Source organism: Paenibacillus tyrphae (genome assembly GCF_027925525.1).
Classification (GTDB): Bacteria; Bacillota; Bacilli; order Paenibacillales; family NBRC-103111; genus Paenibacillus_G; species Paenibacillus_G tyrfis_B.
The window spans coordinates 255,930-274,695 of record NZ_BSDJ01000008.1 but is presented as its reverse complement, the minus strand read 5'-3'; the positions used below and the strand labels follow the sequence as shown (position 1 = coordinate 274,695).

Here is an 18,766-nt window from a genome sequence, read left to right as displayed (position 1 = left end):
GACAGACGCGCCCTGTTTCTACTTGGGCGGGGCCGTTTATGCCGGCTTTACGAGTGTGTGTTTACGGATGATTCCGCGGCGCACACTCGTAAAGTATTATCCGGCCGTATCCAACCCATCCGGTTGCCCGTTGTCCGAAATAAAGCAGGAGGGATGCAATTGACAGCCTTATTTGAAAAGGAAAAAGCTTACTGGAGCGGCAAGTTTGAGGGTGAGGATCATATCGCTTGCCTGCCTTACGACCGGATTGGGCCCGTTTTGAACGGTGAGACTGGCTCAGGGCTCGGAACAGGCGGCCTCCGCATGTTTTCCGGTTCGCTGCCGCCGGATTTGTCCCAAAGGCTGATGTCCATCACCGGCGGATCGCCGTGGGCCGCGTTTATCGTTCTTTTGGCGGGGATCAAGAGCTTGCTGTATACGTATACGGGCGAGGAAAATGTGGTGGTCGCCGTCCCGGCGGCCGCGGACGCGAATCAGGGAACTCCGTTAATCAACCCATTGCTTCTTTTGAAAACTAACGTTAATCATCAGACCGCTTTTAAAGCGCTGCTGGCCCAGATTAAATCGTCCGTTGGCGAAGCGATCGAACACCAAAATTTTCCTTTCTGGAATTACATCGATCAACTGCATGTGCCGCACGATTCGGAGGGCGTTCCCGTCATCCATACGGTCGTTGCGATGAAAAGCCTGCATCGGAACGACTACAAGGAACATGCGGCGGCCGAACTGGAGCTTCAATTTGAACTGGATCAAGGGATGATACGCTTAAGCGTGTCTTACGACGGGCAGCACTATAAGGAAGAGACGATTGCGAGGTTTACGAATCGGCTGAATCGTTTTTTTGCTGCAGTGTTATTCCAGCCGGAGCTTCGGCTTCAGGATGCGGACGTGTTAACGGAGGACGAGAAAGCGCAGATTGTTGGGCAATTCAACGCCACGTCGTCGGACTATCCGCGGGAACAGAGCATCGGCGCGCTGTTCGAGGAGCAGGCGGAGCGGACGCCGGAGCAGACGGCGGTCGTGTGCGAAGACGCGAAGTTGACCTATCGCGAGCTGAACGAACGGGCGAACCGTCTGGCGCGGACGCTGCGGGCCGCAGGAGTAGAGCGTGACGAGCCGGTCGCGATCATGGCCGAGCGTTCCGTCGAGATGGTGATCGGGGTGTTGGCGATTTTGAAGGCTGGAGGCGCGTACGTCCCGGTCGACCCGGACTACCCGGAGGAGCGCGTCCGCTACCTGCTGGACGATTCGGGCGCCAAGCTGCTGCTGACGCAGCGCCGGGAGCTGCTGCGCACGGACTTCGCCGGAACGGTCGTTGACCTAGGCGACGAAGGAGCTTATCACGGCGACGCTTCGAATCTGGAGCCGGTGAGCGGGCCGGAGGATCTGGCGTACGTGATCTATACGTCGGGAACGACGGGCAAGCCGAAGGGCGTCATGGTCGAGCACCGCAATGTGGTCCGGTTAGTAAAAAATACGAATTACGTACGGTTGGACGAAACGACGCGCATTTTGCAGACGGGGGCTGTCGTATTCGACGCGTCAACGTTTGAAATCTGGGGAGCGCTGCTGAACGGCGGTCAGCTGTATTTGGTCGGCAGCGACGTGATTTTGAATGCGGACCGGCTGGAAGAAGCGATCCGGCAGTATGGAATCACGACGATGTGGCTGACCGCGCCGTTGTTCAATCAGCTGACGCAGCAGAACAGCCGTCTGTTTGGAGACATGAAGACGCTGATCGTGGGCGGGGACGTGCTGTCGGTGCCGCATATCAACCGGGTGCTGCGGGACAATCCGGGTTTGAGTCTGATCAACGGCTACGGTCCGACGGAAAATACGACGTTCTCGACGACGTATGCGATTGTCGGCGAGCAGACGGAAGCGGTGCCGATCGGCCGCCCAATCGCGAATTCGACGGCTTATGTGGTCGACCGCGGGATGAAGCTGCAGCCGGTCGGAGCGTGGGGCGAGCTGATCGTCGGCGGAGACGGGGTGGCGCGCGGCTACTTGAACCGCCCGGAGCTGACGGCGGAGAAGTTTACCGCCAGCCCGGTGCGCGAGGGAGAGCGCTGCTACCGGACGGGAGACCTAGCGCGCTGGCGTGAGGACGGGACGCTGGAGTACAAAGGGCGGATCGACGAGCAGGTGAAAATCCGGGGCTACCGGATTGAACTAGGCGAGGTGGAAGCGCAGCTGCTGCGCGTAGAAGGCGTGCGGGAAGCGGTCGTGATCGCGCGGGAGGACGAGCAGGGGCAGAAGCAGCTGTGTGCGTACTTTGCGGCGGAAGCTGAGTTGAGCGCAAGTGAAATACGCAGCGCGCTGTCGCAGGAACTGCCGGGCTACATGGTGCCGTCGTATTTCGTGCAGATGGAGCGGATTCCGCTGACACCGAACGGCAAAGTGGACCGCAGAGCGCTGCCCGCGCCGAAAGGAAGCGTTCAGACGGGAACTGAATTCGTGGCACCGCGAACGATGCTGGAAGCGCAGTTGGCCGACATTTGGAAAAATGTGCTGGAGCTTTCGGTCGTAGGGATCAAAGATAATTTCTTTGATCTCGGAGGGCATTCTTTGCGGGCGACCAACCTCGTTTCGATCATTCAAAAAGAAATGCAGAAGAACGTGCAGCTTCGCGATGTGTTCCAGCATCCGACCATCGAACAGCTTGCGCAGGTGATCGAAGCGATGGAACAAACTGCGTACGCCTCCATATCGGTTGTCGCAGAGAGTGACTATTATCCGGTGTCCTCGGCCCAAAAACGGATGTACCTGCTGCAGCAGTTTTCCGGCGCCGGGCTCAGTTACAATATGCCGGGCGTGATGAAGCTGGACGGGCCGCTCGACCGCGCCCGGATGGAGGAGACGTTCCGCCGTCTCATTGCGCGTCACGAAACGCTGCGCACCAGCTTTGACACGGTCAATGGCGGCGAACCGGTTCAACGGGTGCATCAAGAGGTCGGTTTTTCCGTCGAGTTCATGCAAGCCGGTGAAGAAGAAGCCGCCGGGCTCGTGCAACGGTTTGTGCGTCCATTCGATCTGACGCAGGCTCCGCTGTTCCGGGCCGGGCTGATCGAAACCGGGCAGGATCGGCATATTCTAATGTTCGACATGCATCATATTATTTCCGACGGAACGTCCATAGGCGTTCTTGTTCAAGAGTTTGTCCGATTGTACGGACGGGAGGACTTGCCGCCGCTTGCGATTCAGTATAAGGATTATGCCGTATGGCAGCAGGGACAAAAACAAAGCGATCGTTACCGCCGACAGGAGAGCTATTGGCTGGATGTTTTCTCCGGGGAGCTACCCGTGCTCGACTTGCCTACCGATTACGCGCGTCCTGCGGTACGGAGCTTTAGCGGCAGCGTATTTGAGTTTGTCCTTAACCGCGGACAAAGCGAAGGACTTCGGCGGCTTGCGGCGCAAAACGGGACGACGCTGTACATGGTGCTGCTTGCGGCGTATACCGCATTGCTCGGCAAATACAGCGGGCAGGAGGATATCGTGGTCGGGACCCCGATTGCTGGCCGGCCGCATGCGGACTTGGGCGGCTTGATCGGCATGTTCGTCAACACTTTGGCGATCCGCAATTATCCGTCAGGGGAGAAGACGTTCCTCGCTTATTTGCAGGACGTCAGAGAACATGCGCTGCACGCTTACGAAAATCAGGATTACCCGTTCGAAGAACTGGTTGAAAAGCTTAATATCCCGAGGGATATGAGCCGCAACCCGCTGTTCGATACGTTGTTCGTGCTGCAAAATACGGAGCAAAAGGAGCAGCGGATCGACGGTCTGCAATTGGCCCCTTATCCGCAGGAGCACACGGTGGCGAAGTTCGACTTGAGCTTTCACGCGTCTGAGGATGGGGAGACGATCGGCTGCGGCTTCGAATACGCCACCGCGCTTTACAAGCGGGAGACCGTGGAACGGATGGCGGAGCACTTGATCCGGCTTGTCGATGCGGTTATCGCCGATCCGCAAACAACCCTATCGGCGATCCAGATCGCGACGCCTCAGGACAAAGCGCAAATTGTCGAGCAATTCAACGCTACGACGGCGGATTATCCGCGGGAACAGAGCATCGGCGCGCTGTTCGAAGCACAGGCGGAGCGGACGCCGGAGCAGACGGCGGTCGTGTGCGAAGACGCGAAGCTAACCTATCGCGAGCTGAACGAGCGGGCGAACCGTCTGGCGCGGACACTGCGGGCCGCAGGGGTAGAGCGCGACGAGCCTGTCGCCATTTTGGCCGAGCGTTCCGTTGAGATGGTGGTCGGGGTGTTGGCGATTTTGAAGGCCGGAGGCGCGTACGTCCCGGTCGATCCGGACTATCCGGAGGAGCGCATCCGCTACCTGCTGGACGATTCGGGGGCCAAGCTGCTGCTGACGCAGCGGCGGGAACTTGTGCGCACGGACTTTGCGGGAACGGTCGTCGACCTGAGCGATGAAGGAGCTTATCATGACGATGGCTCGAACATGGAGTCGGTAAGCGGGCCGGAAGATCTGGCCTATGTGATCTATACGTCGGGAACGACGGGCAAGCCGAAGGGCGTCATGGTCGAGCACCGCAACGTGGTCCGGTTAGTAAAAAATACGAATTACGTGCGATTGGACGAAACGACGCGCATTTTGCAGACGGGAGCTGTCGTATTCGACGCGTCGACGTTTGAAATCTGGGGAGCGCTGCTGAACGGCGGGCAGCTGTATTTGGTCGGCAGTGACGTGATTTTGAATGCGGACCGGCTGGAGGAAGCGATCCGGCAGTGCGGCATCACGACGATGTGGCTGACTGCGCCGTTGTTTAACCAATTGACGCAGCAGAACAGCCGACTGTTCGGGAGCATGAAGACGCTGATCGTAGGCGGGGACGTGCTGTCGGTATCGCACATCAACCGGGTGGTGCGGGACAATCCGGAGCTGAGTTTGGTCAACGGCTACGGTCCGACGGAAAATACGACGTTCTCGACGACGCATGCGATTGTAGGGGAGCAGACGGAAGCGGTGCCGATCGGCCGTCCGATTGCAAATTCGACGGCTTATGTGGTCGATCGGGAGATGAAGCTGCAGCCGGTCGGAGCGTGGGGCGAGCTGATCGTCGGCGGAGACGGGGTGGCGCGGGGCTACCTGAACCGCCCGGAGCTGACGGCGGAGAAGTTTATCGCGAGCCCGGTGCGCGAGGGAGAGCGCTGCTACCGGACGGGAGACTTGGTGTGCTGGCGCGCAGACGGGACGCTGGAGTACAAAGGCCGGATCGATGAGCAGGTGAAAATCCGGGGGTACCGGATCGAGCTGGGCGAGGTGGAAGCACAACTGCTGCGCGTGGAAGGCGTGCGGGAAGCGGTCGTGATCGCGCGGGAGGACGAGCAGGGGCAGAAGCAGCTGTGTGCGTACTTTGCGGCGGAAGCCGAGTTGAGCGCAAGTGAGATGCGCAGCGCGCTGTCCCAGGAGCTGCCGGGATACATGGTACCGTCGTATTTCGTGCAGGTGGAGCGGATTCCGCTGACGCCGAACGGCAAAGTGGACCGCCGGGCGCTGCCGGCGCCGGAAGGAAACGTCCAGACGGGAACGGAATATGTGGCCCCGCGGACCGACATTGAGCAGACGCTGGCGTCGGTATGGCAGTCGGTCTTGGGAGTTAAAACGGTTGGAATTATGGACAACTTCTTCGATCTCGGGGGCGATTCGATTAAATCGATTCAAATTTCCTCCCGGTTGTTCCAAGCGGGCTACAAGCTGGAAATGAAAGACTTGTTCCAATTCCCGACCATAGCCGGGCTCAGCGGAGTCGTGCAGCCGGTAAGCCGCATCGCCGACCAAGGGGAAGTTGCGGGCAGCGTGAAGCTGACGCCGATTCAGCATTGGTATTTCGGGCAGGAGCCGGCTGAGCCGCATCATTTTAACCAGGCGGTGATGTTTTACCGGAAGGACGGCTTCGACGAAGTGGCGCTCCGTCAGGCAATGCGCCATATCGTCGGGCATCACGACGCGCTGCGTACCGTGTACCACAGGACAGAAAACGGCGGTTACGCCGCATGGAACCGGGGCGTTGACGAGGGCGAGCCATTCACGCTGGACATCGCCGATTTCATGGGCGAAGCGGACTGCGCAGCGGCGATCGAAGCGAAGGCGAACGAGATTCAAAGCGGCATCGACCTGAGCGACGGACCGCTCATGAAGCTGGGACTGTTCCGCTGCGCGGACGGAGACCATCTGCTGATCGTCATTCACCATTTGGTCGTGGACGGGGTGTCCTGGCGCATTCTGTTCGAGGATCTGGCGAGCGCCTACGAGCAAGCCGGCCAAGGCGAGACGATCCGCCTCCCGCACAAGACGGATTCGTTCCGGCTGTGGGCGGAGCGGCTGTCCCTTTATGCCGACGGCCCGGCCATGGAGCGCGAACGAGCCTATTGGCGGCATATCGCGCAGGCCGGGTACGAGCCGCTGCCTAAGGACGAGCCGCCGGATCGGCAGAGCAGGCCGCTCCTCGCGGAAAGCGAAGCCGTTACAGCGGTATGGACGGCGCTGGAAACGGAGCAGTTGCTCAAGCAGGCGCACCGCGCTTACAACACCGAAGTGAACGATTTGCTGCTCACGGCCGTGGGTATGGCCGTTCACCGGTGGACCGGGATGGAACGGGTGCTCGTCAATCTGGAAGGCCATGGGCGGGAAGCCATTTTTCCGGACGTCGATATTACGCGCACCGTAGGCTGGTTTACGACCCAGTTTCCGGTCGTGCTGGAAATGGGCGCGGGTCAAGATGTGCCGCAACGGATCAAGCGGGTCAAGGAAGGGCTGCGCCAAATTCCGCAAAAGGGGATTGGCTACGGAATCCTCCGCTATTTGTCGGCCCCCCGGGAGGGCGAAGCGTTCGCGGTGCGGCCGGAGATCAGCTTTAACTATTTGGGGCAGTTCGACCAGGATATGGAGGGCAATGCGCTTCACGCCTCCCCTTATTCCAGCGGTGCGCCGATCGGCCCGAGCATGGTCAGAGCCTATACGCTCGATATTAACGGCATGATCTCGGGCGGCGTGCTTGAGCTGACAATCAGCTACAGCGGCCAAACGTACCGCAAGGAAACGATGGAGCGGCTGGCCGGGCTGTTGGAAGCGAGCTTGCGGGAAGTCGTTGAACATTGCGCTTCTAAGGAGCGGCCGGAGCTGACGCCGAGCGACATTTCGTATAAAAGGCTAACCATCGAAGAGCTGGATCGGCTTGCGGAACAGGCGGGAGCCGCCGGTGAGATCGAGAACGTGTACGCGCTCACTCCGATGCAGAAAGGAATGCTGTTCTACAGCCAATTCGACCGGCAATCGTCGGCTTATTTCGAACAGGTGACCTACGATCTGCAGGGAAGCTTCGACGTCGAGGCTTTTGCCCAAAGCTTGAACTTGCTGGTACGCCGGCACGGGGCGCTGCGGACCAATTTTTATACCGACCGGGGAACGGAGCCGCTGCAGGTCGTCTACCGGCGCAGGGACTGCGGCTTCCACTACGAGGACTTGCGCGGGATGGAGGAAGCGGAGTGCAGCGATTATGTACAAGCTTTTGAAATCGCGGACAAGGCAAAAGGCTTCGACCTGAGCCGGGACATGCTGATTCGCGTATCGATCCTGCGTACCGGGGAACGGGCGTACCGCTTTGTCTGGAGCTTCCATCACATCGTCATGGATGGCTGGTGCCTGTCTCTGGTGAACAAGGAAGTGTTCGAAGGCTATAACGCCATCCGGGAGCAAAGACAGCCCGAGCTTGCCCCCGCGGTACCGTACAGTCGCTTTATCGAATGGCTGGAAGCTCAGGACGGCGAGGCGGCCGCCGCCTATTGGCGCGATTACTTGTCCGGCTGCGAGCAGCGGACGGCGCTGCCGCGAACGAAGCCACGCGAGGCGGAGGGCTATGGTCCGGGCGAATGGAGCTGCGGGCTGGGCAAGTCGCTCACCGAGCGGATGAACCGGACGGCGAAGAAGCATCAGGTGACCGTGAATACGCTGATGCAGACCGCGTGGGGTGTCGTTTTGCAAAAGTACAACAACAGCGGAGACGCCGTGTTCGGCAGCGTCGTATCGGGCAGGCCATCGGATATTCAAGGAGTGGAAGGGATCGTCGGCTTGTTTATCAACACGATCCCGGTGCGCATCCGCTGCGAGGCGGAAGAGACATTCGCGGAAGCGATGAGAAGGACCCAGGAGCAAGCGCTGGCCTCCAACGCCTACGATACGTATCCGCTGTTCGAGATTCAGGCGCTGACTGAGCAAAAGCACGATTTGATCAGCCACATTATGGTATTCGAAAACTACCCCGTAGAGGAGCAGGTGGAGCAGCTCGGAAGCCCCGAGGAGGAGGCCGCTTTTGAGATCGCCAACGTGTCGGTATTCGAGCAGACGAATTACGACTTCAACCTGGTGGTGCTGCCGGGCGAAGAGATCCGGGTGAGCTTCGGCTACAATACGCTGGCCTACGATATGGACGATATTCGTCGGATTCAGGGGCATTTTGTCTATGTTCTGGAGCAGGTCACGGAGAACCCGCACCTTCGCGTGAGCGAGCTGGAGCTGGCGACGCCGGAGGAAAAGGAGCGGCTCGCCCGGGCGTTCAACGAGACGGCGGCGGATTATCCGCGGGAGCGGACCGTGCACAGCCTGTTCGAAGAGCAGGCGGCGCGTACGCCGGACCGGACGGCGGTCGTCTGGGAAGATGAGCGGCTGACTTACCGCGAGCTGAACGAGCGGGCGAACCGGTTGGCGCATACGCTGCGGGCCCAAGGCGTGCAGCCGGACAAGCTTGTTGCGATTATGGCGGAGCGCTCACTTGAGATGATCGTCGGCGTACTGGCGATTCTCAAAGCCGGAGGCGCTTATGTGCCGATCGATCCTGAATATCCGGAGGAACGGATTCGCTACATGCTGGAAGACTCGGGCGCACAGCTTTTGCTGCTGCAAGACCGTTTGCAGGAGCGGGTATCTTTTGGCGGCAAAATCATCGCGCTGGACGACCCGCAGGCCTACGGAGACGACGGTTCGAATCTGGAGCATGCCAGCGGGCCGGACGGCCTGATCTACGTGCTCTATACGTCGGGAACGACGGGGCAGCCTAAAGGGGTTATGGTCGCGCACCGCAGCGTCATCAATACAATCCATTGGTTCCATGCCCGGTATTTCGGACAAGTCCGGCCGCGCATGATTTTGACGGCGGAATATACGTTCGATCCCAGCGTGGAGCAAATGTTCGGCATGCTGCTGCACGGCGGCGAGCTGCACGTTATCCGCAAGGAGACACTTTTGAGCAAGCGGCGTCTTTTGGATTATATAGCTGCCAATGAAATCCAAATCCTGGATCTTCCCCAAGCGCTCATGCGGGAGTTTCTGGCCGAGGAAGACGAAGAGATGCACCCTTCCCTGCGTGTCTTAATTTGCGGAGGAGAGCGGCTGGAGGACTCCTTGAAAGAAAAGCTGGTTCGTAAAGGCTACGCGCTTCACAACCATTACGGTCCGACCGAGACAACGATCGATGTGCTTGCCGGCCAATGTGAAGCAGGAGCTCCGGTTACGTTAGGAAAGCCGATCCACAATACCACGGCCTATATTTTGAACCGGCATCAACAACTGCAGCCTGTAGGCGTGCTGGGCCAGCTGTATATTTCCGGCGACGGGCTGGCCCATGGGTACCTGAACCGTCCGGAGCTGACGGCGGAAAAGTTTGTCGCCAATCCGTTCGTGCCGGGCGAGCGGATGTACGGCACGGGCGATTGGGCGAGATGGCTGCCGGACGGCACGATCGAATTCGCGGGCCGCATCGATGACCAGGTCAAAATCCGCGGCTACCGGATCGAGCTTGGCGAGGTGGAGGCGCAGCTGATGAAGCTGCCGTCCGTCCGGGAAGCCGTCGTCGTTGCGATCGCGGATGAAGGCGGACAGCAGCTGTGCGCGTATGTCACCGGGGACCGGGAGCTTGCCGCTGGCGAGCTTCGGGATGCCTTGGCCGCGGTGCTGCCGGGGTACATGGTTCCGGCGTATTTTGTGCCTGTGGAGCAGATGCCGCTAACTTCCAGCGGAAAAATCGACCGCAAGGCGCTGCCCGCTCCGGACGGAAGCATACGGACGGGAACGGAGTATACCGCGCCCCGCACGGGGACGGAAGAACGGCTGGCGCAGATCTGGCAGGAGGTGCTGGGTGTTACTCGCGCTGGGGTGAAGGACAATTTCTTCGCCTTGGGAGGGCATTCGCTCAAGGTGCTGGAATTGGTGCGCAAAATGCATCGGGAGACGGGCGTCGAGCTGCCGATTCGCGCCGTATTCGAATCGCCGACGATCGAAGGGCTCGCGCGCGAGCTGATGAAATCCGAGCTGGAGCGGAACGCCGGTTATCCGGTCGTCAAGTTAAACGAGAGCGGTCCGCTCAACCTGTTCTGCTTCCCTCCGATGATCGGTTACGGCCTTGCTTTTGCCGAGATGGCCAGACTGCTGGAAGACCGGTGCGTCGTCTACGGCCTCGATTTCATCCAGAACTGCGGGCATGAGGAGGAGCTGCTGGAGCGCTACGTGGAGCATATCGTCAGCATTCAAGACAAGCAGCCTTACGTCCTGCTCGGCTACTCGTCAGGAGGCAATCTGGCGCACGAAGTGGCCAAAGCGCTGGAAAGCAAAGGCTATGCGGTGTCCGACATCATCATGATCGATTCGGTCAAGAGCAGCGAAATCATTGACTTGACCCGAGAGGAAACGGTCCGGGAAATTGATCTTCTTCTGGAGCAAATCTCCGAACCGTACAAGCAAATTTTGACGGAGACGTACAAGCAAAAAATATATGACTACGCCATGTACAAGAACGCGCTGCTGAATACGGGAACGGTCCGGGCCGACATCCACGGCTTCGTGGCCGCCGGCACCGGCGCGGAGGATGCGGCGCAGGGCAACCGCTTGCTATGGAAGGAGGCGACAGAAGGACGCTATGCGGAATATCCGTTGATCGGCAATCACGACGAGGTGCTGGAATCCGGTTTCGTCGAAGAAAACATCAAAGGCATCCAAGCAATCCTGCGGCAGATCGCCGAAAAAACGTCCGGCACCCGGGTGGAGTCCCATTTGGTATAGCGGACGGCTATCGAACTAAATCAATCCTGATCGAGCGTGGGTCTTTATAAGGCCCGCGAATCGATCGGGATTCTTTTTATGGTTGTCAAAAAGAGGCTGGGGATTTTTGCATTTGCAAACGTTGCGTCTCCGGCGTGCGAACCTGTGCTATAATGATGAAGGAATAACGGTTCATGGGAGAGATGAAGCTTGGAGCAGTTGAAGGAAACAAACGATATACACGATAACAATGCGACGCTTCCGCGGGTTCTGCTCGTCGACGGAATGGCCTTGCTGTTCCGCGCTTTTTATGCCACTTCCTACAGCGGATATATTATGAAGACGAGCGCCGGGATGCCGACGAACGCCGTATTCGGATTCGTGAAATATTTTTGGGATGCGGTGCAGCGGTTTGAGCCGACGCACATCGTATGCTGCTGGGACATGGGGAGCAAAACGTTCCGCAGCGAGCAATTCACGGAATACAAAGCGAACCGGGTCGAATGTCCGGAGGAGCTTATTCCCCAGTTCGACCTTGTCAAAGAGGTAACGTCCAGCTTCGGCGTTGTGAACGTCGGCATCACCGGGTATGAGGCTGACGATTGCATCGGCACGCTGGCGAAGCACTATAGTCAGGACGCGGAAGTATACATACTGACGGGAGATCACGATATGCTGCAGCTTGTGGCCGAGCGGGTGCGGGTCGTGATTATGAAGAAGGGCCAAGGCAATTACGCCGTCTACAGCCCGGAATCGTTGCTTGAGGAAATGCAGCTGACACCGAAGCAATTTATCGATCTCAAAGGGCTTATGGGCGACACGGCGGATAATTACCCCGGCGTCAAAGGCATCGGAGAAAAGACGGCGCTCAAGCTGCTGGTGGAGTACGAATCGATCGAAGGGATTTTGGAAAATCTGGCGCTGCTGCCGAAGGGCGTCCGCTCCAAAATCGAAACGCAGCTCGATATGCTGCATCTCTCGCGAAGTCTTGCGACGATCTGCTGCGAAGCGCCTGTCGCCTGCGCGCTGGAAAGCTGCTACTGGGAAATGGACCGGCAAACGGTCCTGAGCAAGTTTGAAGAGCTGGAATTCAGGGGATTAATGAAATTGATCGGATAATGAAAAGAGGCGGCTGAACTTATGGAACAACAATATGCCAAACAATCGCGATGCTACAAAACTTCCCGGGTATTCCCGACCGATGTCAACAATCACAATACGCTGTTTGGCGGTAAGCTGATGGCTTATATTGACGATATCGCTTCGATTTCGGCTTCCAAGCATTGCCGGGAAAACGTCGTTACCGCATCCACCGACTCCGTCGACTTTTTGTCGCCTGTGCGACCTACGGACTCGGTCTGTCTCGAATCGTTCGTGACCTGGACCGGCAAAAGCTCGATGGAAGTATTTGTAAAAGTCATCACCGAGGACCTGATTACCGGCGAGCGGAAAATCGCGGCAACGGCCTTCCTGACCTTCGTCGCGCTGAATGACGACCAGCGGCCCGTTCCGGTGCCGCAAGTCATCCCGGAGACGGAGGAAGAGAAGCGGCTGCACGAAACGGCGAAGCACCGGGCGGAAATACGCAGAATCCGCCGTGAGCAGAGCAAAGCATTCGCGGATTATTTGATTACGGATTTTCCTTGGGAATAACCGAAGATAGGAATGAAACAGACCTCCTAAGGCTGCTGATGCCGATGCAGCCCGGAGGTCTGTTTTGTTTTAGCTTGGAGTGCAGGCTAATCTTACCGGAATTCGGCAGTCACACCCCCGCGACCGTCTCCGCTTCCGGGATTTGCCTGACTGCACCGACGTCTTTGGGCAGGAGCAGAGCTGCGACGCCCAGCAGCGGGAGGAAGGCGCAGAGCTGAATGACGAAGGAGATGCTCGTCTTATCGATCAGCGCGCCCAGAACGACGGACCCGAGCCCGCCGAGCCCGAAGGCCAATCCGAAAAACAGCCCGGCGACGGTCCCGACCTTCCCCGGGAGCAGCTCCTGGGCGTACACGATAATTACCGTAAACCCGGACATCAGGATGGCGCCGATCATAAAGCAAAGCACGGCGGCCCAGAACGGCGTGGCATAGGGCAGCAGCAGCGAGAACGGCGCGGTGCCGAGAATGGAAAACCAGATGATTCGCTTCCGTCCGAAACGATCGGCAAGCGGACCGCCGAACAGCGTCCCGAGCATGCCGGCCGCTTGCAGCACGAACAAGCAAAGCTGGGCCTTTTCCAAGGACAACCCGTACCGGTCCATATAATAAAAGGCATAGTAGCCGGTCATGCCGGCAATATACACAAATTTGGAGAACAACAAGACAATCAGCAAACCGATGGCGAAGGAGACATATCCTTTTTTCAAGGGCTTCGTATCGGCCGGTAATGCGCTCCGTTTCTTAGCGGACTGAGCGGCAAGATGACGCCGGTACCAGCCCGAGACGATACCCTGCAGCACGATTCCCAGTACGGCGGCAAACGAAAACAAGAGCAGCCCCCGTTGTCCTTGAGGCACCACGAGCCAGGCGACGATTAAGGGAGCCAGCGCCTGTCCGGTGTTGCCCCCGACCTGAAAGATCGATTGGGCGAGTCCTCTTCCTTTGGCGGAGGCAAGGTGGGCAACCCGCGAAGATTCGGGATGCAGCACGGACGAGCCGACGCCCAGCAGCAAGGCGGAGGCAATCAGCAACCACCAATTGGCCGAATAGGCGAACCCGATCATGCCGAGCAGCGAGAAAACCATGCCTGCCGGAAGCAGCAGCGGCGTCGGACGCTTGTCGGTGTAATAGCCGACCAGCGGCTGCAATACGGAGGCCGTGACGTTCAGGGCGAAGGCGATCCAGCCGATTTGCGCGAAGCTGAGCTGCATCGATTGCTGGAAGATCGGAAATACCGCGGGGATGGCGGACTGCATCGCGTCATTCAGCAGATGCGCCAGGCTGACCCCGGTCAGCGCAAGCATGCCGGCCGAGGCGGTTTTGCTTAACGTGTCTTTAGCGTTCATAGGCACCTATCCTTTTTTTCTTTCTAATCTTAAGGGAGGAGGCGGACGAAGTCGCCGCAAAAATTGCTTAACGTCCGAGCAATTTTTGCTATAATGGCGGGAAGGAGGGAGACCGGACATGCAATTTAAGTTGACGACGCCGAACATGGAGCTGTGGCGCATCGAGAATACGTTTGAGAATATCCCCCATGCCCATGCCGATTTTTATCAAATTACCATTCCGGTCACCGGCACGTGCCGCTTGACGCAGGAGCGGAGAGTGTATTCGATCAGCGGAGGCCACGCGTTGATCCAGTATCCGGGGGAGGAGCATCATTTTTCGCTTGGCCCGGATGGAGGCGTATATATCGTGCAGGTTCGGAAGCAATTGCTTGCTGAAGGATGGCGGGAACGGGAGCCGGAGCTGGATTCGCGGCCGCTTTTTAACCTCGAAGACATCAAAAAACGAATGAAGTCCTGGACTTCCGAGCTGCTGCTTCGTGACGGTCCCGACCCGCTCGCGGTAGAGGAAACCGAAAGCCGGGTGCTGGCTTATATACGGCGCGTGGTGGAAAAAAACGGTTCCCGCGTCTCCGGCGGGCTGAACGTAAGGCATGCCGATCCGGCATTCGTATCGGGAATGACGGATATTCTGGAGTTTATTCATGCGCATTATACGGAACGGCTGACGATGGAGAGGCTTGCTTCGCTCGTTTATCAAAGCAAGTTTCACTTTATTCGCTCTTTTACGCAGACAGTGGGCGTGACGCCTTATCAATATATTTTGCGCTTGCGGATCGAACAGGCGAAGGAGCAGCTCGCAAGGACGCGAGCCAGCGTCACGGAGATCAGCTATAGTCTGGGATTTTCGAGCCCAAGTCAACTTTATCGGGCTTTTGCAAAAGCGACCGGTGTCACCCCGGAGCAGTACCGCAAAGGAACTGCTCCCCGCTAAGACGTCCATATCTGAAAAAAAGCCTATTTCATCTGGGGAGACTCCCTTCGAATTCGTGCACCCTTAAGATATAATCGAAAGACTAGGAACGAGAAGAGGGGGACGACGCATGAGCAACATCAACGTATGGGAAAACGCCGAGCCCGGCGTGAAACGGAAAATATTCGAGCCGGGAGCCGGCATCATGATGATGGAAGTGCATTTCGAGGAAGGGGCCGAAGGGTACGTGCACAGCCATCCGCACGAGCAGCTATCGTACTGCTTGAGGGGCCGGTTGGAATTTACGGTGGACGGGGAAACGAAGGTAATCGCGGCGGGAGAGACGATCTACATCCCGAGCGGGGCGAAGCACGGCTGCCGGGCATTGGAGGCGAGCGCGCTGCTCGACTCGTTCACGCCGGTGCGCGAGGATCTGGTCAAGAGATAACGGGGAAAAGCCGTAAGCTTCGAGACCCTTCTTAAATTAAGCAAAAAAGACGGGCTTACCGTGAAGTAATCCCGTCTCCCGCTATCCGCTCAAATGTCCGAGAAGCTGATCGGCCCGACAACCTCGCTCAGAAACGCCCGCAGCTCGTTGGCTTCCTCTTCGCTGAGCTTGTACGCATGCTCCAGATATCCTTCTTCCTCCAGATCGTCCGGTCCGATGACCGCCGTCCGTCCCGTCTGCATGTCAGTGACTAATTTTTTACCATAAAAACGATTCGTGCTCGTAATCGCCAGATCGAACCGCCGCAGCGTTTCGCCGACTACGCATACGAAGCGGGTTTTCGTTTCCTCCGTACCGTCGTACAAAAAATCAAACTCCGTCATGACGCATCCTCCGATACTTAAATTCCTGAAGCTACCCGAATTATAACAGATTTCCTGACCAAGCCGCAAAAACGGTCCGTCAGCCGGGGAAACCGGCTTTTTTTCCAGTCTGGTTCACGTTTTCAATTCCGGGGAAACGTGATACAATCGAGTGAAGCGTTAAATCGTAGAATTCTATTTTCATAGGGATGGAAACGGAGGCTTTAAGCGAATGTCCAAGGGAAAAATGAGAAGCGACATGATCAAAAAGGGCTTTGACCGCGCTCCGCACCGCAGCTTGCTGCGTGCCGCCGGCGTCAAAGAGGAGGACTTCGACAAGCCGTTTATCGCGGTTTGCAACTCGTATATCGACATTGTTCCGGGTCACGTGCACTTGCAGGAATTCGGCAAGATCGTGAAAGAAGCGATTCGCGAAGCAGGCGGCGTGCCGTTTGAATTTAACACGATCGGCGTAGACGACGGCATTGCCATGGGGCATATCGGCATGCGCTATTCCTTGCCGAGCCGCGAGATCATTGCGGATTCTCTCGAAACGGTCGTATCCGCACACTGGTTCGACGGCATGGTCTGCATCCCGAACTGCGACAAAATTACGCCGGGCATGATGATGGGCGCGCTGCGCGTCAACATTCCGACGGTTTTCGTTAGTGGCGGTCCGATGAAAGCGGGGAAAACGAGCGACGGCCGTTCGATCTCGCTGTCCTCCGTGTTCGAAGGCGTGGGCGCTTACCAAGCCGGCAAAATCGACGACAAAGGTCTGCTTGAGCTTGAGCAATACGGCTGTCCGACCTGCGGCTCCTGCTCCGGCATGTTCACGGCCAACTCGATGAACTGTCTGGCAGAAGCTCTCGGTCTGGCGCTCCCGGGCAACGGCACCATTTTGGCGATTTCCGAAGACCGCAAAGAATTCGTGAAGCGTTCCGCGAAGCAGCTCATGGAGCTGATTCAAAAGGATATCAAACCGCGGGATATCGTGACTATGGAAGCGATCGACAATGCGTTCGCGCTGGATATGGCGATGGGCGGCTCGACGAATACCGTGCTGCATACGCTGGCTTTGGCGCATGAAGCGGGCTTCGAATACCCGATCGAGCGGATCAACGAAGTGGCGAAGCGTATCCCGCACTTGGCGAAAATCGCTCCGGCCTCCGATTATCATATCGAGGACGTGCACAACGCAGGAGGCGTGAGCGCGGTTCTGAACGAATTGTTCAAAAAGCCGGGCGCGCTGTACGGTGACCGCATCACCGTGACCGGCAAAACGCTGCGCGAAAACGTCGCCGGCTGCGAGATTTTGAATACGGACGTCATCCGTACGCTGGACAATCCGCATTCGGAGCAAGGCGGGCTGGCAGTGCTGTTCGGCAACCTGGCGCCGAACGGCTCGATCATCAAGGTCGGCGCGGTCGACAAGTCCGTAGGCGGCTATCACAAAGGGCCGGCCATCTGCTTCGATTCGCAGGAAGCGGCGCTGGAAGGCATCGCCAATGGTAAAGTCAAAGAAGGTCATGTCGTCGTTATCCGTTACGAAGGGCCGAAAGGCGGTCCCGGGATGCCGGAAATGCTCGCCCCGACCTCGCAGATCGTCGGGATGGGACTCGGCGCCAAGGTCGGTCTCATTACGGATGGCCGTTTCTCCGGCGCATCGCGCGGCATCAGCATCGGCCACATCTCGCCGGAAGCGGCGGAAGGCGGTCCGATCGCCTTCGTCGAGGACGGCGATATCATCGAGCTCGATCTCGTTAACCGCAAAATCGAGCTGCTGGTCAGCGACGAGGAATTCGAACGCCGCCGCGCGAACTGGAAAGGCTTCGAACCGAAGGTAAAAACGGGCTATCTGGCCCGCTATTCCAAGCTCGTCACCTCGGCCAGCACCGGCGGAGTCATGAAAATCTAAGAAGCAAAAATAGCGGCTCACCGGGGGCGATTCCGGCGGGCCGCTTTATGTTTGTAACGCCATGTTTAAAGGCCATCCCACAAGGAATGGCCTAATTTTTATGGTCGAACTGGATTCTTGAAGATTTCAATAAGGCTGGTAAAACTATCGCCAGCGTGACCGTTTTTCATGCCTCGCTTGAAGATCTCCAAAACGGCGGCTGGCAAGGTAGTGTCGATGCCGGCATCTTCCGTCGTATGAACAACGTGTTCGACGCTTGCGAATCCCATGGCAAGTCGGTCCACGTCGCCAGGGTGCTTGCCCTCGTCGAGACGCGGCGTGTAGAACTCGACGAACTTCGGCAATGACGATAAAGCCGCCGAAGCATAGGGCATGAACTGCTCCGCCGTAATGCCGTTCGCGTTGGCGACAGCAAGTGCGTGCAGGTAGCTAAGCATGGACGTCCAGAATATATCCATCTGAATCTGGTAATACAACATGGCTAGTCCAGGGTCCTCGCCCCGATAGTCGGTACCGGTCAGTACTTCCAGTGTCTCCTTATGAGCCTCGAAGACTTCTCTTGGACCGCTATAGTATGTGTATGACTCCGGCTTACCGATACCTGAAGGCGGAGTCTGCACGCCGCCGGTGACATGCCGGGCTCCACGGTCGGCTAGCCACTTGGCCGCCTCGCGTACTTTCTCTGGGGTATCTGAACTCAGGTTGACGAGCACCTTGCCGGATAAGTTTGCCGAAGACGGTTCGAGAATGGCGTACATTACATCATAGTCTGTAAGACTGAGGATCACGAGCTCATTAGCGGCTAACGCCTCGTTGACTGTGGACGCTCGGATAGCTCCTTTCGCTACAAGCTCGTCCGCTTTACTTGGAGTCCGGTTCCACACGGTTACCGCATAGCCGGATTCAAGGAAAACGCCCGCCATCGCCTGGCCCATCGGCCCTAATCCCATAACGGTCACCGATTTGCGGTTCGTGGCTGCACTCGCACTGCCAACACTATTGTTTTCTTTTAGATTACTGCTGTTCATATGGAAAAACTCCTTTCGAAATGAGACTAAGCAGATCA

At 57.8% G+C, this 18,766-nt stretch carries 9 protein-coding genes; 6 read left to right on the top strand and 3 right to left on the bottom strand.

Annotation, left to right across the window (positions count from 1 at the left end; all coding sequences use genetic code 11):
* Window positions 1-159 precede the first annotated feature (159 nt).
* From QMG93_RS12430 to QMG93_RS12420, 3 genes are all read left to right on the top strand, one after another.
* Entirely contained in the window at window positions 160-11,079 is a 10,920-nt protein-coding gene (locus QMG93_RS12430) for a non-ribosomal peptide synthetase (RefSeq protein ID WP_281936820.1), read from the top strand.
* 189 nt (window positions 11,080-11,268) lie between these two features.
* Window positions 11,269-12,177 carry a 5'-3' exonuclease gene (locus QMG93_RS12425; RefSeq protein ID WP_281936819.1) on the top strand — a complete coding sequence of 303 codons (909 nt, stop codon included), beginning with the start codon at window positions 11,269-11,271 and terminating at the stop codon, window positions 12,175-12,177.
* 21 nt (window positions 12,178-12,198) lie between these two features.
* Complete coding sequence (locus QMG93_RS12420) at window positions 12,199-12,711, top strand: acyl-CoA thioesterase (protein ID WP_108530503.1); 513 nt, start codon at window positions 12,199-12,201, stop codon at window positions 12,709-12,711.
* A 109-nt stretch (window positions 12,712-12,820) separates the two neighbouring features.
* Here QMG93_RS12420 and QMG93_RS12415 read toward each other — a convergent pair whose 3' ends face one another.
* A complete protein-coding gene (locus QMG93_RS12415; RefSeq protein ID WP_281936816.1) occupies window positions 12,821-14,059 on the bottom strand; it encodes an MFS transporter in 1,239 nt (412 codons plus the stop codon).
* Between the two features lie 118 nt (window positions 14,060-14,177).
* Here QMG93_RS12415 and QMG93_RS12410 point away from each other — a divergent pair, with 118 nt between their 5' ends.
* Entirely contained in the window at window positions 14,178-14,993 is an 816-nt protein-coding gene (locus QMG93_RS12410) for an AraC family transcriptional regulator (RefSeq protein ID WP_281936814.1), read from the top strand.
* Between the two features lie 109 nt (window positions 14,994-15,102).
* Window positions 15,103-15,420 carry a cupin domain-containing protein gene (locus tag QMG93_RS12405; protein ID WP_281936813.1) on the top strand — a complete coding sequence of 106 codons (318 nt, stop codon included), beginning with the start codon at window positions 15,103-15,105 and terminating at the stop codon, window positions 15,418-15,420.
* An 89-nt stretch (window positions 15,421-15,509) separates the two neighbouring features.
* On the opposite strand, the gene QMG93_RS12400 is transcribed toward QMG93_RS12405, so the two are convergent.
* Complete coding sequence (locus QMG93_RS12400) at window positions 15,510-15,803, bottom strand: DUF3055 domain-containing protein (RefSeq protein WP_025851098.1); 294 nt, start codon at window positions 15,801-15,803, stop codon at window positions 15,510-15,512.
* Between the two features lie 211 nt (window positions 15,804-16,014).
* Here QMG93_RS12400 and ilvD point away from each other — a divergent pair, with 211 nt between their 5' ends.
* On the top strand, window positions 16,015-17,700 hold the full coding sequence (gene ilvD / locus QMG93_RS12395; protein ID WP_281936812.1) for a dihydroxy-acid dehydratase: 1,686 nt from the start codon (window positions 16,015-16,017) through the stop codon (window positions 17,698-17,700).
* Between the two features lie 98 nt (window positions 17,701-17,798).
* Here ilvD and QMG93_RS12390 read toward each other — a convergent pair whose 3' ends face one another.
* A complete protein-coding gene (locus QMG93_RS12390) occupies window positions 17,799-18,728 on the bottom strand; it encodes an NAD(P)-dependent oxidoreductase (RefSeq protein ID WP_281936811.1) in 930 nt (309 codons plus the stop codon).
* Window positions 18,729-18,766: the final 38 nt, after the last annotated feature.